The following is a 24891-nucleotide window of genomic DNA, read 5'->3' as shown; positions in this document are numbered from 1 at the left end:
ACTTTTTATTCATTCACCTTTGGTTTGAATAACTTGAGGATGCTTGCCGGATTTATCTTGCATTTGTTTTCCGTTATTTCCACCAGCTTCTCTCGGTTGAGTGCCGATGTGATTCGGAACAAAAGATTTGCTTTGTTTTTTAGGATTTCCCATGCTTATCCCCTCCTCACCGTTACTCTAACCAACTTACTTTAAAATTATTCAGCTCTTTCAAGCATACGATCTTCTAACCGCTTTTCAATTTCCATTTCGATGCGTTCAATTTCTGACTGATCTTTTAACAGCTGCGTTTTATTTTCTTGCACTAACTCTTCAAATGAACGTTTGCGTAATTTTCTCATGATTTCAACACCTACTTTATGTAATTTTTATGAAAAATCTGAAAAATCTAAAGAAACTGATATCATATAACTATCTATATTGTAACCAATTTGTCAGATAAGTAAACATACTTTTTGAAAAGTTGTAAGAAAGTTTGACATGTTTACTGACTTATCTATGTATACGATGGTAAAGTCAATAAGTTTCATTTTTAATAAAACAAGCAGCGAAGTTAATTCGCTGCTTGTTGAGCAAAGTTTTCCATTTGTTTAAGCGTCATTGGACCATTCACTCGTTGAACAATTTTCCCTTCTTCATCTATAAAGTAAGATGTCGGAATGGTGGAAACCCGATATTTTTTACTTCCTACACTATCTTGGTCGTCCAATAATACACGAAACGTAAACTGTTTTTCTTTAAGAAACTTAGATACTGCCTGTTTACTGCCTTCTGACGAAGTTAAATTAACCGCAAGCAGCTGTACATCGTTTCCATATTTCTCATAAAACGCTTGCATATCGGGCATTTCTTTTTGACACGGCGGACACCATGTTGCCCAAAAGTTTAAAATGACTTTTTTTCCTTTAAAGTCCGATAATTGAACGGATTTCCCGCTCGTATCTGACAGTGTAAACGGAGGCGCTGTATCTTTTGGTTCCAACCCATAAGCTTGACCCGAAGCCTGACGAGCACTATCGCCTTTTTTGATATTTAAATCCTTGTATTCGCTTAAGTTAGAATTATCGGATGCTTCATTTGGAGAAAGCCCTTGCCAAAGTGCGTAGCTAAGAAAGCCTACTAGAAGCAAGACCGCAATTATTTTTTTAACCATATGATCGGCTCCTTTATTTCTTCTAAAAAGTGATAATCTATGTACTAATAGATATGTGCAATATCTACTAAAATAATCCTTTTATAGGGCATTTTCTTTTATAATATAGCATATTTCCCTCTCACTTTTTGTCGAAAGCGGTGTGTTTGCATAAAAAAAGAGCGGCTCACAAGAACCGCTCTTTTTCTTTATAACTTACGCATGTGTTTTAGACTGTAATTTATCACGAAGCACCATTTGAAGGATACCACCGTGGCGATAGTAATCAATTTCAACTTCACTGTCGAAACGAACCAGCACTTCAAATTCTTTTTTGTTTCCAGCTTCATCAGTTGCTGTTACTTTTACAAGATCACGTGGTTTTACTGTTTCATCAACTGCTACTGCAATTGTTTCTTTTCCAGTTAAACCTAATGTATCCGCGCTTTCACCATCTTTAAATTGAAGAGGTAAAACACCCATTAATACTAGGTTTGAACGGTGAATACGCTCAAAGCTTTCAGCGATTACTGTTTTAATACCTAAAAGGTTTGTGCCTTTTGCTGCCCAGTCACGAGAACTTCCCATGCCGTAATCTTTACCTGCAAGTACAACAAGACCTGTACCTTGCTCTTTGTATTTCATACAAGCATCATAAATGCTCATTACGTCATTTGTTGGCCAGTGTGTTGTCCAGCCGCCTTCTGTACCAGGAGCTACTTGGTTTTTAATGCGAATGTTTGCAAACGTACCGCGCATCATCACTTCGTGGTTACCACGACGAGAACCATATGAGTTAAAGTCTTTTGGCTCTACACCGTTTTCTTGAAGGTAAAGACCTGCAGGTGATGTTTTTGCAATTGAACCCGCTGGTGAAATGTGATCCGTTGTCACTGAGTCACCAAATTTCGCTACTACGCGAAGATCATTTAACGGTTCTACTTCACCTGGCTCTTCTGATAACCCTTCAAAGAAAGGTGGGTTTTGAATGTACGTTGAATCATTCTCCCAGGTATAAAGAGCATCTTCGCTTGTTTTAATTTCATTCCAGCGCTCGTTATCATCGAATACGCGCTCATACTCGTTACGGAATAATTCAGGCGTTACCGTACGGCTAACAACTTCTTTAATTTCATCTTGTGAAGGCCAAATGTCACTAAAGAATACTTCATTTCCGTCCGTATCAATACCGATTGGATCTTTTTGTAAATCTACATCTACCGTCCCAGCCAGTGCATATGCTACAACAAGCGGCGGAGAAGCAAGGTAGTTACCTTTTACTAATGGATGAATACGTCCTTCAAAGTTACGGTTTCCTGAAAGAACAGACGTTACAAGCAAGTCGTTGTCTGCAATCGCTTCTTCAATTTCAGCTGCTAATGGACCAGAGTTACCGATACAAGTCGTACAGCCGTAACCTACGATGTTAAAGCCGATTTTATCTAAGTATGGAAGTAATCCTGAATTTTGCAGGTAAGCCGTTACTACTTTTGAACCTGGTGCTAATGACGTTTTCACATAAGCTGGAACATCCAATCCTTTTTCTACTGCTTTTTTGGCAACTAAACCAGCTGCTACTAAGACGTAAGGATTTGATGTGTTCGTACAGCTTGTGATAGCCGCAATGGCAATGGCACCTGTTTTCATTGTTGTTTCTGAACCGTCTGCAAGCTTAAACGTAATTTCTTTATCCACGTCTTTAGCATCAAGTCCGAAGCTTTGGTTGCTAACAGGAGCTGTTAAAGCCTTTTTGAATTCTGTTTGCATTTGAGAAAGTGGAATTAAATCTTGCGGACGCTTTGGACCAGAAAGATTCGCTTCAATTTCTGCAAGGTTAATCTCAACAACGTCAGTGAAAATTGGATCTTCATTTTCTGGTGTGAAGAATAAACCATTTGCTTTTGTATATTGTTCGACAACCTGAATGTCTTTTTCATCTCTTCCTGTTAAACGCATGTATGCTAATGCCTCTGCGTCAACTGGGAAGAACCCGCATGTTGCACCGTATTCAGGAGCCATATTAGCAATTGTTGCACGGTCAGCTAATGGAAGTTCTGCTACGCCAGGACCGAAGAATTCAACGAATTTTCCGACTACTCCTTTTTGACGAAGCACTTGCGTAACTTTTAACGCTAAGTCTGTAGCTGTAGTACCGTTTGGTAATTCACCAACAAGTTTAACACCGATTACTTCAGGAACTGGGAAATAAGAAGGTTGACCAAGCATGCCTGCTTCCGCTTCAATACCGCCAACACCCCATCCTAAAACACCGATACCATTAATCATCGTTGTATGAGAGTCAGTACCTACTAGAGAATCAGGGAAAGCTACGAATTCGCCATCTTCTTCAACAGCATGAACAACGTTTGCTAAATATTCTAAATTTACTTGATGCACGATACCAGTAGCTGGCGGAACTGCACGATAGTTATTAAATGATTTTTGAGCCCAGCTTAAGAAATTATAGCGCTCTGTATTACGTTGAAATTCAAGGTCCATATTAATTCGTAATGAGTCAGCTGTACCTGCTTTATCAACTTGTACGGAGTGGTCGACAACGAGGTCTACTGGAATTTCTGGATTGATTTTGTCAGGATCTCCTCCTAAATCAGCCATTGCTTTACGAAGTGACGCTAAGTCTACAACCGCTGGAACTCCAGTGAAATCTTGAAGAATAACACGAGATGGTTTGAAAGGAACATCGATATCTTTGATATCTTTTGTTCCCCATTTTGCAAGGTTTTCGACGTGTTCTTTTGTAATAACACGGCCATCTACCTGACGAAGAACAGATTCTAATAATACTTTAATTGAATACGGCAGCTTAGATACGTTACCTAAACCTGCTTCCTCTAAAGCTTGTAAGCGGTAATAATTATATGTGCTGCCATTAAGATCGAATGACGAACGAGCGTTAAAAACGTCTTTTTTAGTCATTGCTTTTACCCCCTTAAAATTCTATGTATAAAGGATTTACTTACCCCATCCTCTATTCCCTTCACCATCTATCTTAATATAATATTATACATAAGTAAATAAAAAGAATGTTATTAATTAACATAAGTTTCACTTATAACTTTTTTCCATCTGCCTTTTATTTTTCTAATAATTCATATTTCATTGATTTTTACGCATGCTAGAAACGGAGGTGATTCAACATGGCTAAACGCAAGTCCAACCACGTCATTCCTGGAGATAACGCGGCTAGCGCTCAAGGAAAAGGAGCGGGTTATAATGAAGAATTTTCAAATGAACCATTAACCGAACAACAGAAACAAAATAATAAAAAACGCAAAAAAAATCAATAAAACACTCTCTTATTGGATATACTAATCACTAGTTAGAAAAGCAAAATCGTTTAACTCCATGAAATCTAACGAGAAGGCGTCATTATATATGGCGCTTTTTTTCTGTTCCCATTTCCTGTTTTTGCTAAACCTATTTTTAGAAAGGGGAATTTTTCATCGGATAAATCCCCTGTCACTATCCCACCCTAATAAATGAAAGGGAGGGTTTAACTATGAACAAAAACAGCAGCAAAGACATCAGAAGAAATGCGCCAAAAAGCAATTCTGGACAGCCCGAACCGCTAAGCGGATCTCATAAAGTAAAGAACCGTAAGCATTCTCGCCAAAAACACAATAGCGGACATGATATGTAAAACAGCGGCAAGCTCTATACAGAGCTTGCTTTTTTATGCATAGAAAAGGCAGCTAGTACTTCAAGCTTATTCTTTGCACAGGAGTTCACTAAGTACATAAACGCGCATATGATAGTAAAGTGAAACAGTTTAAATAATGGAGGAACGCAGAAATGAAAAACAAGCGTCTGCCAGCAGACCAAATGTTTGTAAAAGGCTTTCAAGAGTTGTTAGAAGTCATGCTTTCAAATCCCTTTATGAGCTATTTAGATTATGATTCCGTTCGTATAGATTTATTTGAAACAGAACAATCATTTATTGTCGAAGCTGAATTATTAGGGTATCACCCTAAGGATATTATCGTTCAGATACATGCTGACCACTTACAGCTGACAGCAAAAAAATACTGCATTAGAGAATTTCATGACGAAAAGCAAGGAACGCTTGCAAGAGAACAAATGGAAGAAAGCGTTGAACGTACAATCGACTTTCCATTTCCATTGATGAATAAAAAAATTACCGCTACATTTAGTAACGAAATCCTTGAAATTACGATTTCTAAACATAAGACAAATGAATCTAATCAGCAAATAGTCCCTATTGAATTCCAATAAAGCTGCAGATGTTGTCTCTGCAGCTTTATTGGAATTATTTAATTGTTTATTTAGCACATAGTTCTTTAAGAATATTCTTCTTTTCAAAACAATGGGATATCTAATTTATTTTACGGCACACTACTAAAAAAGAGTAAAAGGAGAACGTTTATGCTTCATACTGCTTGGAAAGGTAAAATCAGCTTTGGATTAATTGATATCCCTATTAAACTGCACGGAGCAATTGAAGAAAAAGATGTAAAGCTGCGCACACTGCACTCCGTTTGCCATACACCCATTCATCAAGAAAAACATTGCCAAACGTGTGGACGAGAAGTAGAATCCGATGAACTGGTTAAAGGATACGAAACCGCGACCGGTCAGTTTGTTGTACTTTCACAACAGGAAATTGACAGTGTCAAAGAGCCCTTTGCAACAAACAAAGCCGTTGAATTGTTACACTTTGTTTCGTTAGATGACATTGATCCCCTGTTTTTTGATAAGCCCTACTATATTTCTCCTGGAGAAACGAGCCTAAAAGCTTATTATACTTTATTAAATGCACTTGAAATAACGAATAAAGTCGGCATTGCCAATGTATTTTTATATTCCAAGCAGCAAATGGCAATTATTCGTTCCGTTGGTGGCTCTCTTGTTCTTCACACGATGCATTTTGAAGAAGAGCTCCGTTCAGTCACAGATGTGCCTAACTTATCCAGTACTTCTTCCATTAATGAAAGTGATACACAAGTGACGGTGGAATTAATTGATAAGCTATCTACTTCTTTTAATCCATCTATTTACAAAAACAACTACCGAGATGCCTTACAAAGCGTCATTCAACAAAAAATAAATCAAGGCGAAGTTACAAAAGTAAGCGGAAGCGAAGAACGAGATATTCGACATTTAATGGAAATGTTAAAGGTGAGCATAGATCCTTCTACTTTACAGCCGACAAAATCAACAGCAGAGAAAAAAACGTCATCCTTAAAAAAGAAAGCATAAAAAAAGCTAACGAAGAAGTTCGTTAGCTTTCATTTGCAACAGAAGTCTTAGGAACAATAGCTCCATATGACGCCGGTATTTTTAAATATTGCGTTACTTGATCATTTTCTACAAAAACAATAAAGTTATCTTTTTTATCTTTTCCAATACCTTTTGCTTTTGCTTCAGACCAATTGAAGCCCAGCTTTTCATTTACCTCACTGCGGGTCGTTTCCGGTCCAAAAACATATACTTTATCCCATCTAAAATCACATAATTCATTAAAATCAAGGATGGAAGCTTCTTCTTTACTTTGATTTGTTTTTTTAATTTCATTAATTACGGTTTGCTGAAGTTGCGCTTGGTTGCGTTCGCTGTATACCCTGTCAATAAAAAAAGTTGCCAATAGCGCTACTAACGTGAATAGTAGAATCTTTTTCACTTCGTTGTCCTCCTGATACGTTCTCTGCACATGATACGACTTCTTTTCGATACGGTTTTATTCTCTACTATTCTAGAAAATTCAACAGGAAAATACAACTAAAATCTCGAAATGTCATCAAAACATAAAAAACTTAACACTGTGTCAACGCATAAAAAAAGACTTGTTCACGTTCTACCTATTTACCTAATCAGCGCTGAAAAGATTTGGTTCTTCCGTACAAATAGTTTCAATAAATTCTTCTACTAGCCCTTCCTCTCCCGGCAAAAAAGGCAGCGCACCCACTCCAACGCGTTCAATACTTTTATAAAAATGATGCTGCTTATAGCCTTCTGCTTTCCCTGGAAACAGCACAATCGCTGTTTGTACCGGTTTTATTCCATTTTCCTCTACAATAGCGTCTCGGTAACGGTGCATGGTATTAATATCTTCTTCTCTAGGAGAGGGCGTATCATGATTTGGTTTGATACGATACTTAGCGTCAAAAAGATATACACTTTTTTTCTCCCCTTGCTTTACTTCAAGCAGTAAGTCCGGCTTTTGAATAACGGTATGAGTATGATGGTATGCTTTCTGATACCATAGCGTGACTTCTGCTTTTCCCACCTGAAAACGATGGTAAGAGGCCTGCACCCTGACATTCAACCCTTGTTCTGTCGTTGTCATGATGTTTTGTTCTATCCGTTTGCCGTAAATTTGCAACTTCTTTAAAAGACTAACATACGTCCAGTATTCATAGAGAGTTGCGATATCTTTTAATGAAAGGTGGTAAAACTCTCCGTTAAGAGCCAACCCTCGAGTTAAGAACATAAAGTATCTGCTTGCTTCCCGGTAGCGGGGTGCCGTACGCAGTGTAGAAGGAAGAGTTGAAGCTTGTATGGTCTTCACCCGTTGCCAAAACACATTGTTTAACAGTCTTTTTAATTCGGTATGATTAGTTTCTAGAGCCGACACCGCCTCTTTTTTTACATATCTATCTTCTATTAATTTGTCAATTAGTGCAGTTAGCTTATGGTACAGCTGCGTCATCATCCATTTAACACTTTGATTTTCCAGATTATCATAGGTAGCTACATGTCTTGTGCCAATTGCTTTTGTGGGTACTACTTTTATATGCCGATTAATTTTAATTCCTCTGCTTGAAGATGCAAGATAGGTAGGGTGTGTTCGGACAAATGATATAGCACGGCTATCTTGTTTTTTTATTTGATCTCCTCTCATGAGCTCATGTTCAACTTTTACCGATTGAAACGGCTGATTTTCAATCTGACGAACAGAATGAAGAAAGGGTTTCATATAGTGAGAAAGAACATGATAAAATTCCGTCCATGTTGCTTGCTTAGACCAAACAGATTTCGCTTCAATATATGTTTTACGAAGCATCTCGTATGCCAAATCATGAATGTATCCGTTCACTTCATCAACCATGTGTACATAATCTGTTTTGTAGCTCATCTTTGATGGGAAAATTTCAAGAGTAAAGGACAGCTCTTTTTCTCTTTCATTGTAAACATGAAACGTAGAATACCCTACTTCATTTTGAAAGCTTATATTTCCTGTTAAAATGTGGGGAAATCCTACGGTTTGAAAACTTTGTTCAACTGCTTTTGAATCGTGGGTAACAAACAGGCTTGTTTCATTTTTAGAAACAACTGTAATTTGATAGGTTTCATTTTCAAAAAATAAAGGCTCAAGCGGCGGTTTTGAAGTCATCATGCCTTTTGTTTGATTTAGTACTTTTACATGTGTGATTCCTTTTCCCGTACAAGAAAAAAACATCACTTCTTCTGCAGATTTTATTTTTTTCTTATTCTTTCCTTTTATAACCACCGTACACGTATCGGTTTCAATTTCAACGTACGGTATTAATCCAAAATGACGTGTATCCGTATACTTCAAAACGTCTCATCATCTCCATTATTTTGCGTGCGCTTTTAGGAAATCTCATTCCATCTGCATTTACGACAGCTGTCTCAAATTCATCATCTAACAGTGTATTTGTACAGTAATAATAAAGGTTTTTTAATAAGTCAAATGTGTACCCATCGCTTCCTGAAATACGAGGCAAAACTTTTTGCAAAATCTGAAAATCAAACGCCTGATCAAATGTAAACATCCCGCTTTTCACCGCGTAAATTAAATAAAAGCATATTTCGTCGCGTACGCGGTAACCTATTTGCAAATCGACTTCTATAAGCATCTCGTTGACGGTTAGCAGTTCATTTGTTACTTCGTGAATGAGTTCAGCATGTTCAACATACGCATCTTTTAAGTGAACATATTGACTTTGAATTTGTACATTTTGAATGCTGTACTGAGATGGATCTCTATCATCTAAAAAATCAAAAGAATCTAACTGAATCTTATTTAACTCAATGGTGTTGGTACGATCTAACAACTTTTGACTAAACCCATGAGTTGTTTCATCCATATTAATGGTACCGATAATGAGAAGATTAGACGGCAAATAAATATCTCGGAACATCTTATGTCCAGGAAATAACGGGGCCGTTTTAATTTTCCCCTTTGACCAGCTCCTGCTTTCCATCACGCTTAAAATATCGCTAAAATAATGTTCAACTCGAGCTAAGTTCATTTCATCCAATATGGCAACATATGTGTAAGCTGGATGCTGAATGGCTTGCTGCATAATCGACAGAAACGATCCTCTGCGAAAATCTCCTCTTAAATCAATATAACCTAATAAATCTGAACTATCGTGCCAATCGGGTCGAACCGGAATGAGCACTTGTCTTCCATTTTCAATCGTAGCACCGATACTATCTGCTAAGAGCTGAGCAAGCTTTGTTTTTCCTGTCCCGCTCATTCCTGATAAAACAATAAACGGTTTGGTCTTTAAAGCAAAGTAGGCGTTGGCTATATCATGTCGTTCATATGTAAATCCAGATTTCCTAATATACTCATGAATATGGACGATGGCGTCTTTGTCTACCATCATCTCTTTGCTCATTCCGTATGTTTTTATATACTGTTCATGCATACTTAGCAGTAAATGCAAGTCATCTTGCAGCTGATCATTGCTAGGTAAGTCTGCTATATTGTAAGGAAGGTAAAGAGCTACTCTATCCTCAAAGCTTTTCGCTTCCATGCTTGTACCAATGACAATATGATTATCTTTCAATACGCGGGCATGTTCAGGAGTAAAAAATCGAATGTCTTTCAGATCAGTTCCTTCTTCTGAGTCTCCTCTCATCATGACTAAGTAAATGCGCTGACCGTCTTCACTGAATAAATACGCGACCATCACGTCACTCTCTATATTCTTATTCGCGAGGGTCACGTAAGGAAATGTTTCAGCGTGGTGTCCCGATATACGCATTTCTTCTCGATTTATATGCTCCAATCGATAAAGAGAAATCGGAAGCCTGCGTGTAAGCATATTTTCTATTTCATGTTTTACAAGTACGTCTCCACCCATTTGTTTATAATGTTCCGCTACATACAGCAGCCGCTCGCGCAAACTCATCGAATTCTCTCCTTTCTGCCTTCACTGCAGTTTGTAAAAATAAAAAGCATCGTCAGCTGACCACGCAAAAGGTTCATTTCTTTTATTATAGACGCTTTCTTCGTATAGTAAGCTTATTTTATAACGTTAGAAAACACTACATTATTCTTTTCTCTACATATATGTTTATGTTCATTTTAATGAAACATGACAGAAAAGAAAAGCGTTAGGGGCTCAATGAATGAAGAGGTAATGATACGAACAGAAAAATAGGCAGCTTCTGTTCGCAGTGATAAAACAACCATTATGCTACATGATTATTTGATATCTGATGCTTTTGGCTGAGTAAAGAAAAAAATAAAAGTTATCAGTACATTTTCAGCATCCCCTCCTTTTCCTGCAAAATTCTTAAAATCTTTTCACGTTTTACGCAGAACTACAATACGCTACAGTAGACCACTTCTACTCTCTGAATGAATCCATGTATTATTCATATTTTCAACGAAGCTACAATAAGCTTTTAAAGACTTAGAAGAACTGTCGTTTGAAAGGAGAATAATATGCTATTCGACTCAACAAAAATCAACCTAGGAAAATTGAACGTTCGCAGTGCTGGTCAAGCAAGCAGTATTTCTATTGGAAATACGTCCAAAGTTACAAGATATGTCACAGCAAAGAAAAATCAGGCCTTCGGACAGCAGCACGCTGATCAATGTTTTACAGCAGGATCTGCTCAAAAAACTGTAGATAATGATTATGTAGATGCATTTGCAACAAAAAATGATAAATAAGGAGGAAACCATATGATTTTTTCGCCTATGGTCATTAACTTACAAGCCTTCAAAGTGAACGTTATGGATAATTCATCCGTTTTAAGCATAGGACCTAATCAGCAGCTTGATGTGTTCGTATCTTATAAACGTAATCAAGGTCTAGGAGAATCAAACGGAGATTTTTCTCCGAACGTAACTCCATTCTCATGGATTATAGATTCAGATGTAAACGATTCAAACTCAGTTAAAAACAGCGTAATTTAAGCTTCTACACCGCCTCTAACGAACATGACTAGCAGCATACCTTCATCTATTCGTCTATCAGTATTCAACCTGAAGCCTAATAAATATAACCTGCGTCTGAACTGGCTATATTTATTAGGCTCTTTCTATGAAATGGGCACTTTTTGAAAAGACGATGGGCTATCAATTTGATCTCGATCATCAACACAGCTTCTCGTTCCTATAAACCCGCTATCATCACCGAAATTTTGCCCAAATCCCTGTGTTTTTTTATCTGAATTATTCCAGTCTGCTAGTAAATTCTGTCCGATATTTACTGCAGACGCATTTTCAAAGGAATTTATCTTTAGCATTAAAATATTAATATTTATAGATGCACCTGCCATTTAAACCACCCCCCTTTCAAACTATATTCAAATTCCATCTTTTTATGATGTGTGGCAAGGAGGAAACCATATGGACTTTGATAAACTTATGCAGTGGATGGAATTTGCTAAAAAATATCAAACAAATGACTTTTGGAACGGTGTTTTTGATCAAACTGCTTTCAACGAATTTATGAAAGAAAATATGGATATGAATGCTCCTGATTCATATCAGGCACCTCAGGCTTCTAAAAGTAATTTTCCACCTGTTGACATTTACGTTACCCCACATGAAATCATTATTATCGCTGACTTGCCCGGCTATCTAAAAGAAAATTTGCAGGTGTCTGTTTCAGGCAGCCGGCTTTTGTTAAAAGGCTCACCGCACCCTCTCATCACAGGACAGCCGGTTGTACAAGAACGACCTTCTGGAGACTTTAACCGAATTATTGAATTGCCAGAACCTACGGATGCGCATCATCTGCGTGCGAAATTTGAAAATGGACTGCTTATTCTTTCTTATCACAGGCAGTTTTTCCAAGAAGAACGTATTCACATTGAATAAGGCTTAGTAGTTTTATGAATGAAATTCAATAGTTCACATAAGCATTTATAGACGCAAAGAATTTAACGTGAATTTCCAAACTGGACCAATATATATTTATCTAACTGTTATTACATCGGAAATAAGCCCAAGATGAGGAGAAGCGAAATGTCTATGAAAGGATTTTTCAACCCCAAACAGACTAACCGACAGCTTCATACTGAGCTAGCGGACTTCAAACATCAAATTAAACGTATTAACACGCTTGAAGTTCACATGAACCGTTTTTTAAAACTCGAACCGCAAATTGGTTCTCTCATAATGCTCAAAAAAAAGCTGGAGGCTCAGCCCTCGCACTCCAATGCTTCTTCACCTTCACAAAGAAGCACTCATAAAAATGCTGAACACGCATACACAAAAGATAAGAAAGAGATTGCTAACCAGCTTCAATTTTTAAAGGAAAAAGTAGCGCAATTGGAACAAGTGATCTCCATGCAACCCCCTCGCGATAAAAAGATAGACGCTGTACCTTATATGGATATAACTCGGTTAGTAGAACAATCTGTAGAAAAACAAATGGCTCCTTATCTCGAAAAAATGACCGAACTAGATGAAAGAGTTTCAGCATTAGAACGCAGCATGTCGCTTTTAACTGAAGTACAGGTGGACATGTTAAAACGAACGTCTGCCCTTCAAGAAGAAGTAAAAGCGATTCACCAAAGAGCCGCACTCTTAGAAAATGCTCCCCCGCCTATTCATATTGATAAATTTTTTCTTGATAAATACGAACAGAACAATAATATTGGCCAAGTTGGCATTAAAGAACTCGGCGGTACTTTAAACATCGGAGCTACATACGGAAGCGGAGCTATACCAAAGGATTTCACGGACCAAATCCAAAAAGACATGGAAGAGTTAAAAAACGCTAAATCAGATATTTCTTCTGGAAAAACGAAGCCTGCACAACCTGCACAAGAGGAAAAAGAAAATTCTTCTTCCGCTTTCGAAAAAGAAGAAACATATACGGAAGTTCCTATTTTTGATGAAGATGATCCAAAGGAAGAGTCAATCTAAAAAAGTCATAAAATTATATCTAGTTATGACTAGAATTTTTGCAAGCTATTCTTTACACTATAGGTAATAACTTCAAAAAAGGAGATATGCTGATGCCAAAGCTTTTATGGAGAATAGGTGCTGTCATGTTGCTAATGTGTGGAGGCTTTATCTTTTTATTTATTGCTGCTTCGCAAATGATGGTTCAGCAATACAAACCTTTTTTTAGACGCGAGAGTGCATAACTCTCGCGTTTTTTTATTGAATATTATCCTGTTTATGGTAATATATATCAAAAAGATATAGGTAAGGAAAATAAATGAAGGAAAATCAAACAACATATGCAATTTTAGGGCTTCTTACCACGGAATGCAGAACTGGTTATGAAATTAAGCAGTTAATGGATCGAAGTTTAAATCATTTTTGGAAAATCAGTTATAGCCAAATTTACCCCACTTTACAAAAGCTTGTGAATGATGAACTAGCAACGGTCAATTCCGTTGCTCAAACTGGTAAACCAGATAAAAAAGAGTATGTAATAACAACTAAAGGAAAAGAAGTTCTGCAAGATTGGCTGCGTGAACCTATTAAGCAGCTCCCTTCAGAAAGAAATGAAATTTTGTTAAAACTCTTTTTTAGTAGTCAGCAAGAAAAGCAGCTCACAATTTCCCAGTTAAAAAACGCTCAGCAGAAACTAACTGAACGTTATCACATGTATTGCGGAATCGAAGACAGCATTTCTAACAGCCCTTCTCCCGACAGAACGTATTGGCTTATTACCCTAGACTACGGTAAACGAACAACGTGTGCTTCGATAGAATGGTGCAAAGATACGATTAATAAATTATATGATGAGGAGGCGCATAATTTATGATTCATTCCAATCGTGTGATGGCTAAGCCCGGTCAGGAGTTGGTCGTCTTTGTTATAGGAATGCGTATTAATAAATGGACAGCCGTACACAAATGGTTCCCTGTATTTAAAGCAATGCCTCCTATGAGTCGCGAATTGTATGCAAACAAAAACCTTGGATTTTTATCTTTGCAAGGAACTTTTAATTTAAGAACCATCACGCTGATTCAATATTGGGAGTCAGTTGATCAATTGACCTCCTATGCCAAAGGTCCTCAGCACTTAAAAGCTTGGAATTCTTTTTATAAAAAGGCTTCAAAAACGAATGCAGTGGGCATTTATCATGAAACGTATGTCATTTCTGCAGGAAATTATGAATCAGTATATGTGAATATGCCTTCGTTCGGTTTAGCTAAAGCGCTTGGATCTGAAACCATAACGAAGCATACTCAAACTGCCAAAAAATGTTTGACCGTCAAAAGAGGTTGAGACATGACGAAATGAATCCAATCTAAAGACGAACAAATGGGATACATGAGCTGAACCGCTTGTGACGCCGCAGTTGATTTCCATGCAAGGCTTCGCTTTCCGCGGGCGGACGGCGAGCCTCCTCGTCGCTTCCGCTCCTGCGGGGTCTCACTTGTTCCGCTTTTCCCGCAGGAGTCTTCGCCTTGCCCTCCAATCAACTGCTAAAAGGAATGACACAGATGAAACATACGTTCACCCTAACAAAAGAAAAAAAACGAACCCTTGATCAAACATGTTGATCAAGGGTTCGTTTTTCACTTCGGCTAAAATACTTTTGTCCCAGCCTCTTCATTACATTTGTTATACATATATCTTCAGCATTTGATTGGCACCTTTTTGGAATTCATACGGGACGTCTGCTATTTCTGTTCCTTTTACTAGAGGCGCAATCTCTTCTAACAGCTGCGGCAAATAGGTAGAAATCTTGCCGCTCAAATTCGTTAAAGGAAACAAACGTACTTCCTCTTTTGTAACGCGTATCAGTTCTTTTAAAGCTTCTAAATGAAACGTATAATCTAACCGGTCGCTGTACATAAATAAAAAGTTTGCACAAAGAGTTAAATCAAACTCGTTCTTTTGAAACGGCAAATTAGGAAGTGCTCCGTACTGATAGGCTTCGGGGTTCTTTTTCATATGAGCAATACAATCTTTTAATGCTCTTTTTCGATGTTCAGTTAAATCATCAATAGACGAAAAATACTTCCACACATACTGTTCCTGTACGTGCTGCATTTGATTCATCGTATGAATTAAATCCAGGCTTCCTTTCTTTTCAAGCTCTTCTGCCGTAAATTTATAGGCAATATCACAGCTAGTAGCCTCCGTACCTTGCTGCAAGGCATGAGCAGTAAAAGAACAGGCCCCGCTAGCACAGTCTAACACTTTTTTTCCTTTTAAATGCTTTTCATTCAAATTAAACATAGCTCTATACTCTTCAAACGTTCTGCCGATAAAAACAACTCGGTCAATTCCTAACTTTTTCTCTGCTAAACTCAACTCTACTCAGCTCCTATCTTTTACTTAGACTTTCATTTTACAGAAAATTGGATTAAATTCCAATAGTTTATGTATTAATTAGTTTAACCACTATCTTTTGAAGCCCTAAAAACAGGCCCCAACACATAACTCCTATTGATAAACTCATAAACAAATGAAGAGAGTTTTTTAAGCAAATATAGACGACAGCAAGTAGTAAAATAGTGCCTGGCAGTCCATAAAGAACGCCTAGTGTAAACTGACTGACCACTTCCTTTTTTTCTCCTTGCACTGATAACCATATAATACTTAGTAAGCTCACAATTGGAAGGGCCGCCACAATTCCACCGTATGTCGGAAATCTTTTGGCCATTTCTGTTACCCCTGCAATAATAAGAGCCGACATTAAAATTTTGATGATACTATACATGTTTTGCACGCTCACTCAATAACTGAAAAGCCTGTTGAATCAGCTGTTTTTCAGATGCTGTCATTTCGCGTAAAATAGCTGATACTTTTTCTTCATCCAAGCTCGAATTCCGTTTTAATAGGTCTTTTCCTGCTTCTGTTAAATGCAGAATTACTTTTCTTTCATCATGTATATCTCTATTTTTATATACATACCCTTTATCAATACTTCTCTTTACGTGTTCAGATGCCGTATTATGTGAAACGTGTAAATAATCCGCAATTTCTTTTATTCCAACCGAAGATGATTTATCTATATGCTGTAAAAGACGTATTGTCTGGTGTGTAATTTTCTCTTGATGCGTATAGTGCAAATGATAATAAATAGACGTCCAATAACTGTTTAACTCTTCTACTTTCATGATCCTGCTCCTTTATATCGTATTTTAAGTTATTATCGTATTATACGATATATATATTACAGGAATGACAGCCAGGTTTCAATACTACCTTCTTTTCATCTGACATCTCACATAATAATACGATTTAACAGTTACACTAATCGTACACACTGTGAAAGGCGGTTGTATGACATTGATTCTTCGACTGTTAAAATGGGTTCCGAATCTCTTTACGATTGGAAATTTGCTAAGCGGCGTATTTTCCATAGCTTTTAATATGAATAGCTACGAACGCTTAGCTGCTCTTTTTATTTTTCTAGCCGCTTTTTTCGATTTATTTGACGGCAAAATTGCGAGAAAGCTGAAAGTTAACAGTGAGTTTGGTGTAGAGCTAGATTCTTTGGCTGATATTATAAGCTTTGGCGTAGCGCCTGCAATGCTATTTCATACTCTTTCTCCCCACTCTTGGCTAACCGTACTCGCTTTTATGATTTATCCAAGCATGGGCGCATTAAGATTAGCTAAATTTAGTGCAAATCCAACCATAGGTTATTTTATAGGGCTTCCTATTCCTTTTCCAGCTCTAATTATCGCACTGCTTGGCATGTTTTATTACGTAAACCCTTACCTTATGATTATTTTAGCTATTTTGATGGTTAGCCCTATTCGAGTGATGAAAATTTAGATGCAATAAAAGACAGACAAAATGCCTGTCTTTTATAGTGCTGTCCATTCTTCGCACAACATTTTATGCTTGAATTTCAGCTCATGTTCTCTTTTTTCAAGCTGAGCTTGTAAAGAAAGCCACTCGCTATTATCAGGTGCTGCGCATAATTTTTCTTCAAGGGACAGTAAGGAATCCAGTACGTCTTCAAGCTGAGCAGCCACTTCTCTTTGCTGTTTTATGTTCATTTTTTTCAACAGTAGTTTTTCATTTTTCTTCATTTTTTTCACCTCTTTCTTTTCTTTACCCAATGTTGAGTGTTTTAGTATAGAAAGTATATGGTTAAAAATATTTCTACTGTAATAAAGATTCTTTGATAGCTTATTTTATTTTTAATGATTATTTAGAACATAGTTTAATAAGATTATTATATCTGATACAATTAGTAATACTTTTACAAACCGTGATATACTTAAAAAAAGAAAGGATGATGAATAGAGAATTATGCTGCAAAAATTTGGTTTTTCTCAGTATGAAAGTCAAGTATATGAAGCGTTGCTTGCGAATGATGGCCCGCTGGATGCTAGTACGATTGTTACGTATTCGCATGTTCCAAAAGCAAAAATTTATGAAGTGCTTAATCGTTTAATTGATAAAGGTATTGTAGTAAATACATTGTCCGGGAAAAAGAAACTTTACTCAGCGGTAGCCCTTCAAACCGTCATTCAAAAACTTACTGCTGATTTTGAAAATGACATTAATGAATTAAAAACATATAAAATTAAAAAAACGTTTACAGATGATCATGTTTGGAGTTTAAAAGATAAATCCTCTATTTCTGCTCACATTGAACAATTGATTCATGAAGCGGAATCTTCTATTATTTTATCCGCGTGGAATGATGAGTTAGCACATTACCGCTCATTGCTAGAAGAAAAAGAGAAACAAGGCGTAAACGTCGAGGTCTTAACCATAGGAAACTTGCAGACTGCCCTCACACATTTACATACATTAAATCCAATAGATGATCATAAAAACCTTGAGCCGTCGCAGTTGATTATTGTTGACGATGCTTACCTTTTATTTGCCGGCATTGAACATGAGACATGGAAAGCAATAAAAACCATGTCGCAGCCGCTTGTAAAAGTTTTTGCTGATTTCTTTTATCATGACGTCGCACTTACCCATATCACAAAGAAATACCAAGAGCAGCTTCTTCAAGATTCTGAGATCATGGAGCTGCTTACTCGCCTGCGATATTAAAAAGGTTACTAATTCATTAGTAACCTTTTTAATATTACCTATTGAAATCCCTTCTAAAAAAGGTTACTATTCTAGTTGTAACTTTTTAAAGAGGGGGTTTTTTGATGAATAAAAAAGTTTACATACTTGCGATTGCTTCCTTTGTTGTTGGAACGGTCGAATTAATTCTAGGAGGCATCTTAGACTTAATTGCCGATGCATTTCATGTATCATTAGCAAAAGCAGGTTATTTAATCTCTATTTATTCGTTTGTTTATGCCTTGTCTGCGCCGATTTTACTAAATGTGACGGCTAAGATAGAGCGTAAAAAAGTTTATATGTGGACATTATTTATTTTCTTATTGAGCAATGTATTTTCAGCCTATAGTTCGGGCTATTATATGCTACTGATTGGACGTATTCTTGCTGCTGCGAGCGGTTCTTTTATCATTGTACTATCTACCACAATGGCTTCTAGAATGGTAAAGCCTGAATACCAAGGCAGAGCGATTGGCATCGTATTTATGGGAATCAGCGGCTCACTTGTTTTAGGCATTCCTCTTGGTATTTTGATTGGAAATGCGCTTGGCTGGCGTCAAGTATTTGTTATGATTGCAATTTTGACTGCCATTATTATGATTACCGTCTGGTTTACAATGGAGCGTCTAGCTCCTGCTCCAATTGTACCGTTAAAAACTCAGGTAAAAGCTTTACGCAATAAAAAAATGCTCGCTATTCACCTAGCAACATTATTTGTACTTGCGGGCCATTTAACGCTTTATGCGTACTTCACACCATTTTTACAAGAAACGCTGGGATTAAATACAACGATGGTGACCATTATTTATGGTATTTTCGGTCTTGCTGCCGTAGCAGGAGGAGGACTTGGAGGAGCTGTTTCTGATAAATGGAACCCTTCTTCATCTGTTATCACCATGATTGCTCTCTTTTTTGTTAGCATGATTGCTATGCCTTTTGGCGTTCATTTGCCATTTGTTGTGTTCTTGCTTCTTATGATCATTTGGAGTGCGCTCAGCTGGGCGGTCTCACCGGCTCAAAGCAATTTAATTATTCATAGTGCACGCGACACGTCGGACATTTTAATCAGCACCAATGCAGCGATTTCACACGTAGGAATTGCGATCGGCTCCTATGTTGGAGGAATTGTCGTTAATCAATACTCTGTTATTTATAACGGCTGGGTCGGGTCTATTTTTGTTTTGCTTGGTCTTTTCTGCTCTCTTTATGCGGTAACACGAACAGAAAGCACAGCAGATACGCTTCACAGTAAATAAGCTTTTACAAAAAGAGATTGGATAAAAATAATTTCATAAAAGTGAAACACGAACTATCTATCAAAAATGGATAAATAGTTCGTGTTTTTTTATAATCATGGTGAACGCAGGTACTTATAGCTGTTGGTTGGAGGGCAAGGTGAAGACTCCTGCGGGAACAGCGGAACAGATGAGACCCCGCAGGAGCGAAGCGACGAGGAGGCTCATCGGCCGCCCGCGGAAAGCGAAGCCTTGCACGGAAATCAACGGCGGTCGAGCAAGCAGTCCAGATCATGCATCCAAATTGTTTGTCTTTGGGTTGGATTCATTTCGTTCTGTCCCATCCTCTTTTCATTGTGATTGTTCTTAATACATTTTAGCTGCAAATTGAGATTCGGATATAACGATAAAACCATGCTTTCTTAACAACGCAGTCGTTACCCCTTCACCGGCTATTTTAACACCTAGAAATGCTCCGTTATATATATGTTCACTTCCGCATGAAGGACTGTTTTCTTTTAGTACAATAACAGTAGCTTTTATTTCTTTTGCGATGTTCAGTGCCTTATAGGCCCCGTCTATATATATATCTGTCACGTCTTTTCCCGATCGTTCAATAACTCGCGCATTTCCGTTTATTACGTCTATTCCCGTTCCTTTTATAATTTCTGCCGGTTCTCTAGGCGTGTGAAATCCACCTAACAGTTCCGGACACATCATCACCGCTTCTTTATTTTCAACGAGCGCTTCAATTTCCTTAACTAAGGCACTGCTTCCATTATATCTGCACCCTTGACCTGCTAAGCAGGAACTAACCAAAATCACAGAATTCTCCCTCCCCCAAAAAAACACTTCTCATTCATCATACAAAGAATACATGATGAATGGAAGTGTTTACCTTTTATATTTTATTCAAGATCACGCTTTGACTCCTGCTCTTTGTCTCGATCCGTTTTCGCTTCAAATTCAGAGCGAGTCATTACGTCCTCTACATGCATATTTACTTCTACTACTTCTAATCCCGTCATCTCGTGAACTGATTTTTTTACGTTATTAACAGTTTCAGAGAAAATGGCTGGAACATTTTTTCCGTATTCGACAATTACTTTTAAATCAAGGGCAACTTGCTTTTCTCCTACTTCAGCGTTAATCCCTTTTGTGATATCTTCAGTGCTGCGGAAACGATCTGTTAACCCGCTCATAAATCCGCCGCTCATTGATAAAATCCCTTTAATTTCATTAGCTGCAATTCCAGCAATTTTTTTAATAACTTGGTCTTCAAATGTTAATGTATTTTGATGTGTATTTTCCTGAGATTTTACTGCTGTATTTGTTTCATTAACTGCCATAACTAACATCTCCCTTAAAGTGATTTTCTATCTTCCTTTAGTAAAGAATCCTACCCAAGCATTTATGTCTAAATGACCGTCTCGCCACTTCCCAATTACATAACCAATTCCCATAAAAGCTACAATTAGCAGCGTGGGACCAAAACCAATTGTTAATAGCAAAATTGCCAACACTAAACCTGCCAGAATACCAAGTACTCGGCCACGGTACGGAATCAATTTATCTGGAGTACCCATTATGTCCCTCCTTCATCACACAACACGCTCTTTCTTTCGTGTTTGTGTATCTGTTAAGTCAATACGAACGGAGTGAACGGGAAGCTCGAGTAAGGCCTCCACGGCGCGTTTTGTTTCAAGCTGCATTTCTTTTCCTAGCGTTGGTAATCCATCTCGTCCAAACAACGAACAGTTGATATACAGACTAACTTTTTCTTTGCGAGAATGAATAGATGCCTGGACTTCAGGAGAGCGTATTCCCTGAAAGCTTCTAATTGCTCGTAAAGCTGTAGATTCGATCGTTGCTTTAGAAATTGTTATTTTGCCTTCACCAGTTACAATTGCTAAATTCTTTTTAGGCGGTCTGCTAAATATGCCTGTTAAAAGAAAAATAATAAAAATAACTGCTAAAAATGCGCTTATTGATAAAATTGTGTAGTAAAACCACTCCTGATGCTGCCACTTTTCTAACCAGTTTGAAAGGTGAGGAACCCTATAAACCATCAGTGCTAACATACCGGAACAAATCAGTCCTGCAATTCCAATAATTGCGATTAAAAACCGATTAAAATTATTCAATTTTCCACCTCATCTCAACGTGAACTCCTACTGCTTTTTTGTTGTGTATAAAGGGAAGGCAACGAGATATTCAATAGTTACCCGCAATATTTTTTTGATAAACTTTCTAACTGTAAAACTGAATATAAAAAAAACGACTAGGTTTCCCTAGTCATTTTCCGCGTCTCTATACGTTGTCTTGTGAGCTTTGATGAACTTATTACCGTTTATTAAACCGCCAATTAATAAAATAGCGGCCGTTAAATAAAACCAGACCATTAAAATAATAATACTTCCAAGCTGACCATAGATTTGCGAGTAGCTTCCAAACTGGACATAGTATCCAAATCCGGTAGATACAACTTGCCATCCTAGCGTGGAGAAAACAGCTCCTGGAAGTACATCTTTCCACGTTACTCTTGCGCTTGGCATCAGTTTGTAAAAAAGAATAAAAAAGCCCCATAAAAATAATGTCCCAATTCCCCATCTAATTGTCGTCCAGCTTTGAAACCATATGTCAGGAACATGGACTTTTGTTAGGACCAAATGTCGAATGACCTCTTCAATAATTGGTACAAATAATGAAATGGCTACCACAACCATAAAACCAAAAGTTAAAATTAAATCATTGATTAAACCGCGCAAAAACGTTTGTTTTCTTTGAATATGATACGCATCATTTAACGAGCGAACCAAAGATTGTATAGCCATAGATGCGAGCCAAAAAGTCGCCAATAAACTAAAAGATAAAACTTTTTTCCCGCTATTGTTAACTGTTTCAATTGACCTTTCAATTACGTCGTAGGCGCTTTTAGGCGTAAATGGTTCAATAAATATCAGCAAATTGTTTGTATCAATTGGAAAGAAACTCAGCAGAGAAAAAAGAAAGATAATAAACGGTACAAAAGATAACAAAAAATAGTAGGCTGTTTGAGCAGCCTGATCAAAGAAACGCTCCGTAAAAAAACGAGCGGCAACGGTCTTAGATGTTTGAATCATAACAGCGTTCTCCTTTACTTTCGCTTCACTCTGTAGTGAAATTCATATTCAATTTTTATGTTCAACATGTATTGGATAAGTTTCGGCTTATAAAGCGTTCCTTTTCCATTATCCGCGGTTAACAAAGAATTTAACCTGTAAAATTATACAGCCGGTTCATAAAGAAGATATTATTATCATTACATCTGCCATTACCACCATATCAATAGATCTTCTTTTTCTTTCATAAAACCATAAATTCTTTGGGACTGCCTTCCCTTTTTCCTTACATCTTAAACTTTTTTACGCTATGTTAAAAAAATAAAAAATAAGAGCGCCGATCAGCATCAGCATAATCATTGAAACAAAAATAACCAAAGCGTGAGATGATTGATACGTTTGGCTGTTAATTTTTTTGCGCGTTGAAAAATAATGATAGGTTGAGAAAAGAAGCAAACCTGCACTTGCAGCTAAAGAAAAGATGATAACAGCAATAATAAGAGTATCGGCTGCTTCACTTAATTTTTTTCCGGAATTGAAATGCAGGCCGCCTGCAACAAAGCCAATGCCGAGTGTGGCAATAGACGTTCGAATCCATGCTAAATACGTTCGTTCATTTGCTAAATGCTGCTGAATATAAATGGATTCATTTTCTTTTTTAGTCATGCACATACCACCGTCCTTTTATATGTCTTCTATTATAAATAAATGCTCAAACGAAAATAAATTGAGGACGCTTCACGCCACATTATACCCGAAAAGAACGAATCATTACCATCTTCAAGCGGCTAGAAAACCCTAACGTAAAACTTTACCCCTTTCTATCTTCATTTCACGTCAATAGTTCACTAAGTGAATCATTTTATTTTTAAATATTTCTGATATATGGTATAATTTAAACTGATAAAAAGATGCTGCATGTATGCTAAAAGAGCAGGCCGTATGGTTTCGCTCTTTTGTTGTTTTCACGCCATGCGGCACAACGAAAGAAGGAAATAGAATGGAATTATGGAAACGAAACTTGTACATTTGCTGGTTCGGTTCTTTTTGCACCACAGCCGGGATGAGTTTAGTTATTCCGTTTTTACCGCTTTATATTGAAAAGCTGGGAGTTCACGATACAGGCTCCATCAGCAGATGGGCTGGTATTGCGTTTGGAGCTACCTTTTTAATGGCGGCTATTGTTTCTCCTTTATGGGGGAGTTTGGCCGATAAATATGGGCGCAAGCTGATGCTCCTTCGCGCAAGCTTGGGTATGGCAATTGTTATGACTTCTATTGGTTTTGTGCAAAATGTCTATCAGCTTGTCGGACTGCGCTTTTTAATGGGGGCCGTTTCCGGCTTCATCTCTGCAGCCATTACGTTAGTAGCGACTCAAACACCTAAAGAGCACAGCGGTAAAGCATTAGGGACGTTGTCTACAGGAGCTGTATCAGGATCTTTATTAGGACCCCTAGTAGGCGGCTACTTAGGAGATACAATTGGATTGCGTCACGTCTTTTTCGTAACAGGCGCATTTATGTTTTTGTCTTTTTTAATTGTAAATTTAATTCAAGAAGACAAAAAAGAGACGGCGAAAACGAGGAAAGAATCTCACATTGGGTTACTTTCTCTTAAGAATTCAAAGGCCGTGATTGGTGTATTTATTACAACTTTTTTACTGCAGCTTGCGGTTATGGCTATTCAGCCAATTGTTACACTGTATGTAAAACAACTGTCTACTCATACCGATCACCTTGCTCTTATTTCAGGCTTTGTCGTAGCGGCAACAGGAATTTCAAATATTTTAGCTGCATCCAGACTTGGCAAAGTCAGCGATCGGGTGGGTCCTCAAAATGTGCTTCAAATATGCTTGCTTATTGTAGCGGTTATTTGCGGCTTGCAGGCCTTTGTGCATAGTACTTGGCAGCTATTCTTACTGCGTTTTTTACTCGGTTTTGCAATGGGAGGATTATTACCTTCTATTAATTCTTATTTAAAGAAAATTGTGCCGGACTCGATTACAGGTAAAATGTTTGGCTATAATCAAACAGCGCAATACTTTGGGAATTTAGCCGGTCCAGTCATTGGCGGACAAATTGCCGGAGCTAAAGGAATTCCTTACGTATTCTTAACAACGAGTGTTCTTCTACTGTTGAATGCTGGGTGGGTATATTATCAGCGCCATCACGGACAACAGCTAGACGGTAAAGCCGCATAAAAAAACCTTCC

The 24891-nt window shown here is 37.5% G+C and carries 34 protein-coding genes and 1 pseudogene; 16 read left to right on the top strand and 19 right to left on the bottom strand.

What is annotated here, in order from left to right:
* Positions 1-9: 9 nt before the first annotated feature.
* From MMB68_RS20760 to acnA, 4 genes are all read right to left on the bottom strand, one after another.
* Complete coding sequence (locus MMB68_RS20760; protein WP_221785048.1) at positions 10-153, bottom strand: acid-soluble spore protein N; 144 nt, start codon at positions 151-153, stop codon at positions 10-12.
* 44 nt (positions 154-197) lie between these two features.
* Positions 198-341 carry an FbpB family small basic protein gene (locus tag MMB68_RS20755; protein ID WP_013057252.1) on the bottom strand — a complete coding sequence of 48 codons (144 nt, stop codon included), beginning with the start codon at positions 339-341 and terminating at the stop codon, positions 198-200.
* A gap of 212 nt (positions 342-553) precedes the next feature.
* On the bottom strand, positions 554-1153 hold the full coding sequence (locus MMB68_RS20750) for a TlpA disulfide reductase family protein (protein ID WP_013057253.1): 600 nt from the start codon (positions 1151-1153) through the stop codon (positions 554-556).
* Positions 1154-1348: 195 nt separating this feature from the next.
* On the bottom strand, positions 1349-4069 hold the full coding sequence (gene acnA, locus MMB68_RS20745) for an aconitate hydratase AcnA (protein WP_221785047.1): 2721 nt from the start codon (positions 4067-4069) through the stop codon (positions 1349-1351).
* A gap of 221 nt (positions 4070-4290) precedes the next feature.
* Here acnA and sspO point away from each other — a divergent pair, with 221 nt between their 5' ends.
* The 4 genes from sspO (at position 4291) to ku (ending at position 6370) form a co-directional block, all read left to right on the top strand.
* Positions 4291-4440, top strand: a complete 150-nt coding sequence (sspO, locus tag MMB68_RS20740) for a small acid-soluble spore protein O (RefSeq protein WP_277549294.1) — start codon at positions 4291-4293, stop codon at positions 4438-4440.
* Positions 4441-4652: 212 nt separating this feature from the next.
* The gene (locus MMB68_RS20735; protein ID WP_013057256.1) at positions 4653-4793 is read left to right on the top strand and encodes a small acid-soluble spore protein P; all 141 of its coding nucleotides are present in this window, start codon (positions 4653-4655) and stop codon (positions 4791-4793) included.
* A gap of 152 nt (positions 4794-4945) precedes the next feature.
* Positions 4946-5386 carry an Hsp20/alpha crystallin family protein gene (locus tag MMB68_RS20730; protein WP_269870772.1) on the top strand — a complete coding sequence of 147 codons (441 nt, stop codon included), beginning with the start codon at positions 4946-4948 and terminating at the stop codon, positions 5384-5386.
* A gap of 150 nt (positions 5387-5536) precedes the next feature.
* On the top strand, positions 5537-6370 hold the full coding sequence (gene ku, locus MMB68_RS20725; RefSeq protein ID WP_221785045.1) for a non-homologous end joining protein Ku: 834 nt from the start codon (positions 5537-5539) through the stop codon (positions 6368-6370).
* A 22-nt stretch (positions 6371-6392) separates the two neighbouring features.
* On the opposite strand, the gene MMB68_RS20720 is transcribed toward ku, so the two are convergent.
* The 3 genes from MMB68_RS20720 to MMB68_RS20710 form a co-directional block, all read right to left on the bottom strand.
* The gene (locus MMB68_RS20720; RefSeq protein ID WP_014459877.1) at positions 6393-6791 is read right to left on the bottom strand and encodes a hypothetical protein; all 399 of its coding nucleotides are present in this window, start codon (positions 6789-6791) and stop codon (positions 6393-6395) included.
* 186 nt (positions 6792-6977) lie between these two features.
* Positions 6978-8690 carry a DUF2357 domain-containing protein gene (locus MMB68_RS20715; protein ID WP_269870773.1) on the bottom strand — a complete coding sequence of 571 codons (1713 nt, stop codon included), beginning with the start codon at positions 8688-8690 and terminating at the stop codon, positions 6978-6980.
* The gene (locus MMB68_RS20710) at positions 8644-10278 is read right to left on the bottom strand and encodes an MrcB family domain-containing protein (protein ID WP_269870774.1); all 1635 of its coding nucleotides are present in this window, start codon (positions 10276-10278) and stop codon (positions 8644-8646) included. Before MMB68_RS20710 ends, MMB68_RS20715 begins: the two co-directional genes overlap by 47 nt.
* A gap of 539 nt (positions 10279-10817) precedes the next feature.
* On the opposite strand from MMB68_RS20710, the gene MMB68_RS20705 reads away from it, so the two are divergent.
* Both MMB68_RS20705 and MMB68_RS20700 read left to right on the top strand, forming a co-directional pair.
* Positions 10818-11048, top strand: a complete 231-nt coding sequence (locus tag MMB68_RS20705) for a hypothetical protein (RefSeq protein WP_221785042.1) — start codon at positions 10818-10820, stop codon at positions 11046-11048.
* A gap of 12 nt (positions 11049-11060) precedes the next feature.
* Positions 11061-11294: a hypothetical protein gene (locus MMB68_RS20700; RefSeq protein WP_014459873.1), complete on the top strand. Its 234-nt coding sequence runs from the start codon at positions 11061-11063 to the stop codon at positions 11292-11294.
* A gap of 125 nt (positions 11295-11419) precedes the next feature.
* Here the strand turns inward: MMB68_RS20700 and MMB68_RS20695 are convergent, their stop codons facing one another.
* Complete coding sequence (locus MMB68_RS20695; RefSeq protein WP_013057271.1) at positions 11420-11659, bottom strand: hypothetical protein; 240 nt, start codon at positions 11657-11659, stop codon at positions 11420-11422.
* A gap of 70 nt (positions 11660-11729) precedes the next feature.
* Between MMB68_RS20695 and MMB68_RS20690 the strand changes: the two genes are divergently transcribed.
* From MMB68_RS20690 to MMB68_RS20670, 5 genes are all read left to right on the top strand, one after another.
* Positions 11730-12203 (top strand): Hsp20/alpha crystallin family protein, encoded by a 474-nt coding sequence (locus tag MMB68_RS20690; protein WP_013057272.1) that lies wholly within the window; start codon positions 11730-11732, stop codon positions 12201-12203.
* Between the two features lie 147 nt (positions 12204-12350).
* Complete coding sequence (locus tag MMB68_RS20685; protein WP_221785041.1) at positions 12351-13256, top strand: dynamitin family protein; 906 nt, start codon at positions 12351-12353, stop codon at positions 13254-13256.
* A 92-nt stretch (positions 13257-13348) separates the two neighbouring features.
* The gene (locus tag MMB68_RS20680; RefSeq protein ID WP_013057274.1) at positions 13349-13480 is read left to right on the top strand and encodes a hypothetical protein; all 132 of its coding nucleotides are present in this window, start codon (positions 13349-13351) and stop codon (positions 13478-13480) included.
* A gap of 74 nt (positions 13481-13554) precedes the next feature.
* Complete coding sequence (locus MMB68_RS20675) at positions 13555-14109, top strand: PadR family transcriptional regulator (protein ID WP_221785040.1); 555 nt, start codon at positions 13555-13557, stop codon at positions 14107-14109.
* Positions 14106-14576 (top strand): DUF4188 domain-containing protein, encoded by a 471-nt coding sequence (locus MMB68_RS20670; protein WP_277549293.1) that lies wholly within the window; start codon positions 14106-14108, stop codon positions 14574-14576. Before MMB68_RS20675 ends, MMB68_RS20670 begins: the two co-directional genes overlap by 4 nt.
* On the opposite strand, the gene MMB68_RS20665 is transcribed toward MMB68_RS20670, so the two are convergent.
* The 4 genes from MMB68_RS20665 to MMB68_RS20650 form a co-directional block, all read right to left on the bottom strand.
* Entirely contained in the window at positions 14537-14773 is a 237-nt protein-coding gene (locus tag MMB68_RS20665) for a hypothetical protein (protein WP_277549292.1), read from the bottom strand. The two genes, MMB68_RS20670 and MMB68_RS20665, sit on opposite strands and share 40 nt — an antisense overlap.
* A gap of 142 nt (positions 14774-14915) precedes the next feature.
* Positions 14916-15611, bottom strand: coding sequence for an SAM-dependent methyltransferase (locus MMB68_RS20660; RefSeq protein ID WP_034651606.1), 696 nt, complete (start codon positions 15609-15611; stop codon positions 14916-14918).
* 67 nt (positions 15612-15678) lie between these two features.
* The gene (locus tag MMB68_RS20655; protein WP_050689720.1) at positions 15679-16020 is read right to left on the bottom strand and encodes a DUF3147 family protein; all 342 of its coding nucleotides are present in this window, start codon (positions 16018-16020) and stop codon (positions 15679-15681) included.
* A complete protein-coding gene (locus MMB68_RS20650; RefSeq protein WP_016764337.1) occupies positions 16013-16420 on the bottom strand; it encodes a MarR family winged helix-turn-helix transcriptional regulator in 408 nt (135 codons plus the stop codon). Before MMB68_RS20650 ends, MMB68_RS20655 begins: the two co-directional genes overlap by 8 nt.
* Positions 16421-16592: 172 nt before the next feature.
* Between MMB68_RS20650 and pssA the strand changes: the two genes are divergently transcribed.
* Positions 16593-17084 (top strand): CDP-diacylglycerol--serine O-phosphatidyltransferase, encoded by a 492-nt coding sequence (gene pssA / locus MMB68_RS20645; RefSeq protein ID WP_170959531.1) that lies wholly within the window; start codon positions 16593-16595, stop codon positions 17082-17084.
* Positions 17085-17116: 32 nt separating this feature from the next.
* Here pssA and MMB68_RS20640 read toward each other — a convergent pair whose 3' ends face one another.
* Positions 17117-17344, bottom strand: a complete 228-nt coding sequence (locus MMB68_RS20640; RefSeq protein ID WP_221785037.1) for a hypothetical protein — start codon at positions 17342-17344, stop codon at positions 17117-17119.
* 223 nt (positions 17345-17567) lie between these two features.
* Between MMB68_RS20640 and MMB68_RS20635 the strand changes: the two genes are divergently transcribed.
* The 3 genes and pseudogenes from MMB68_RS20635 to MMB68_RS20625 all read left to right on the top strand — a co-directional run bounded on the left by MMB68_RS20635 (position 17568) and on the right by MMB68_RS20625 (position 19959).
* Positions 17568-18326 (top strand): TrmB family transcriptional regulator, encoded by a 759-nt coding sequence (locus MMB68_RS20635; RefSeq protein WP_221785036.1) that lies wholly within the window; start codon positions 17568-17570, stop codon positions 18324-18326.
* A gap of 104 nt (positions 18327-18430) precedes the next feature.
* On the top strand, positions 18431-19600 hold the full coding sequence (locus MMB68_RS20630) for an MFS transporter (RefSeq protein WP_057245050.1): 1170 nt from the start codon (positions 18431-18433) through the stop codon (positions 19598-19600).
* A 123-nt stretch (positions 19601-19723) separates the two neighbouring features.
* A pseudogene (locus tag MMB68_RS20625) lies at positions 19724-19959 on the top strand (hypothetical protein).
* Here MMB68_RS20625 and MMB68_RS20620 read toward each other — a convergent pair.
* The 6 genes from MMB68_RS20620 to MMB68_RS20595 form a co-directional block, all read right to left on the bottom strand.
* A complete protein-coding gene (locus MMB68_RS20620; protein WP_269870777.1) occupies positions 19946-20404 on the bottom strand; it encodes a 2-thiouracil desulfurase family protein in 459 nt (152 codons plus the stop codon). The pseudogene MMB68_RS20625 and the gene MMB68_RS20620 overlap by 14 nt on opposite strands.
* 83 nt (positions 20405-20487) lie before the next feature.
* Complete coding sequence (locus MMB68_RS20615; RefSeq protein ID WP_013057284.1) at positions 20488-20928, bottom strand: Asp23/Gls24 family envelope stress response protein; 441 nt, start codon at positions 20926-20928, stop codon at positions 20488-20490.
* 27 nt (positions 20929-20955) lie between these two features.
* On the bottom strand, positions 20956-21165 hold the full coding sequence (locus MMB68_RS20610) for a DUF2273 domain-containing protein (RefSeq protein WP_029322072.1): 210 nt from the start codon (positions 21163-21165) through the stop codon (positions 20956-20958).
* Between the two features lie 15 nt (positions 21166-21180).
* Positions 21181-21723 carry an alkaline shock response membrane anchor protein AmaP gene (amaP, locus tag MMB68_RS20605; protein WP_098524982.1) on the bottom strand — a complete coding sequence of 181 codons (543 nt, stop codon included), beginning with the start codon at positions 21721-21723 and terminating at the stop codon, positions 21181-21183.
* A gap of 147 nt (positions 21724-21870) precedes the next feature.
* Positions 21871-22701, bottom strand: coding sequence for a YihY/virulence factor BrkB family protein (locus tag MMB68_RS20600; protein ID WP_221813276.1), 831 nt, complete (start codon positions 22699-22701; stop codon positions 21871-21873).
* A gap of 282 nt (positions 22702-22983) precedes the next feature.
* On the bottom strand, positions 22984-23346 hold the full coding sequence (locus tag MMB68_RS20595; RefSeq protein WP_071274061.1) for a YidH family protein: 363 nt from the start codon (positions 23344-23346) through the stop codon (positions 22984-22986).
* 334 nt (positions 23347-23680) lie between these two features.
* Here MMB68_RS20595 and MMB68_RS20590 point away from each other — a divergent pair, with 334 nt between their 5' ends.
* Positions 23681-24880 carry a multidrug efflux MFS transporter gene (locus MMB68_RS20590; protein ID WP_221785129.1) on the top strand — a complete coding sequence of 400 codons (1200 nt, stop codon included), beginning with the start codon at positions 23681-23683 and terminating at the stop codon, positions 24878-24880.
* Positions 24881-24891 lie beyond the last annotated feature (11 nt).

The organism is Priestia sp. Y58, from assembly GCF_029522095.1.
GTDB classification, from domain to species: domain Bacteria; phylum Bacillota; class Bacilli; order Bacillales; family Bacillaceae_H; genus Priestia; species Priestia megaterium_E.
This window is presented reverse-complemented; position numbering and strand designations above follow the sequence as displayed.

Coding starts and splice junctions, on each gene's coding strand:
- MMB68_RS20760 (WP_221785048.1), bottom strand. CDS start 153: ATGGGAAATCCTAAAAAACAAAGCAAATCTTTTGTTCCGAATCACATC.
- MMB68_RS20755 (WP_013057252.1), bottom strand. CDS start 341: ATGAGAAAATTACGCAAACGTTCATTTGAAGAGTTAGTGCAAGAAAAT.
- MMB68_RS20750 (WP_013057253.1), bottom strand. CDS start 1,153: ATGGTTAAAAAAATAATTGCGGTCTTGCTTCTAGTAGGCTTTCTTAGC.
- acnA (WP_221785047.1), bottom strand. CDS start 4,069: ATGACTAAAAAAGACGTTTTTAACGCTCGTTCGTCATTCGATCTTAAT.
- sspO (WP_277549294.1), top strand. CDS start 4,291: ATGGCTAAACGCAAGTCCAACCACGTCATTCCTGGAGATAACGCGGCT.
- MMB68_RS20735 (WP_013057256.1), top strand. CDS start 4,653: ATGAACAAAAACAGCAGCAAAGACATCAGAAGAAATGCGCCAAAAAGC.
- MMB68_RS20730 (WP_269870772.1), top strand. CDS start 4,946: ATGAAAAACAAGCGTCTGCCAGCAGACCAAATGTTTGTAAAAGGCTTT.
- ku (WP_221785045.1), top strand. CDS start 5,537: ATGCTTCATACTGCTTGGAAAGGTAAAATCAGCTTTGGATTAATTGAT.
- MMB68_RS20710 (WP_269870774.1), bottom strand. CDS start 10,278: ATGAGTTTGCGCGAGCGGCTGCTGTATGTAGCGGAACATTATAAACAA.
- MMB68_RS20705 (WP_221785042.1), top strand. CDS start 10,818: ATGCTATTCGACTCAACAAAAATCAACCTAGGAAAATTGAACGTTCGC.
- MMB68_RS20700 (WP_014459873.1), top strand. CDS start 11,061: ATGATTTTTTCGCCTATGGTCATTAACTTACAAGCCTTCAAAGTGAAC.
- MMB68_RS20695 (WP_013057271.1), bottom strand. CDS start 11,659: ATGGCAGGTGCATCTATAAATATTAATATTTTAATGCTAAAGATAAAT.
- MMB68_RS20690 (WP_013057272.1), top strand. CDS start 11,730: ATGGACTTTGATAAACTTATGCAGTGGATGGAATTTGCTAAAAAATAT.
- MMB68_RS20685 (WP_221785041.1), top strand. CDS start 12,351: ATGTCTATGAAAGGATTTTTCAACCCCAAACAGACTAACCGACAGCTT.
- MMB68_RS20680 (WP_013057274.1), top strand. CDS start 13,349: ATGCCAAAGCTTTTATGGAGAATAGGTGCTGTCATGTTGCTAATGTGT.
- MMB68_RS20675 (WP_221785040.1), top strand. CDS start 13,555: ATGAAGGAAAATCAAACAACATATGCAATTTTAGGGCTTCTTACCACG.
- MMB68_RS20670 (WP_277549293.1), top strand. CDS start 14,106: ATGATTCATTCCAATCGTGTGATGGCTAAGCCCGGTCAGGAGTTGGTC.
- MMB68_RS20655 (WP_050689720.1), bottom strand. CDS start 16,020: ATGTATAGTATCATCAAAATTTTAATGTCGGCTCTTATTATTGCAGGG.
- MMB68_RS20650 (WP_016764337.1), bottom strand. CDS start 16,420: ATGAAAGTAGAAGAGTTAAACAGTTATTGGACGTCTATTTATTATCAT.
- MMB68_RS20640 (WP_221785037.1), bottom strand. CDS start 17,344: ATGAAGAAAAATGAAAAACTACTGTTGAAAAAAATGAACATAAAACAG.
- MMB68_RS20635 (WP_221785036.1), top strand. CDS start 17,568: ATGCTGCAAAAATTTGGTTTTTCTCAGTATGAAAGTCAAGTATATGAA.
- MMB68_RS20630 (WP_057245050.1), top strand. CDS start 18,431: ATGAATAAAAAAGTTTACATACTTGCGATTGCTTCCTTTGTTGTTGGA.
- MMB68_RS20615 (WP_013057284.1), bottom strand. CDS start 20,928: ATGGCAGTTAATGAAACAAATACAGCAGTAAAATCTCAGGAAAATACA.
- MMB68_RS20610 (WP_029322072.1), bottom strand. CDS start 21,165: ATGGGTACTCCAGATAAATTGATTCCGTACCGTGGCCGAGTACTTGGT.
- MMB68_RS20600 (WP_221813276.1), bottom strand. CDS start 22,701: ATGATTCAAACATCTAAGACCGTTGCCGCTCGTTTTTTTACGGAGCGT.
- MMB68_RS20595 (WP_071274061.1), bottom strand. CDS start 23,346: ATGACTAAAAAAGAAAATGAATCCATTTATATTCAGCAGCATTTAGCA.
- MMB68_RS20590 (WP_221785129.1), top strand. CDS start 23,681: ATGGAATTATGGAAACGAAACTTGTACATTTGCTGGTTCGGTTCTTTT.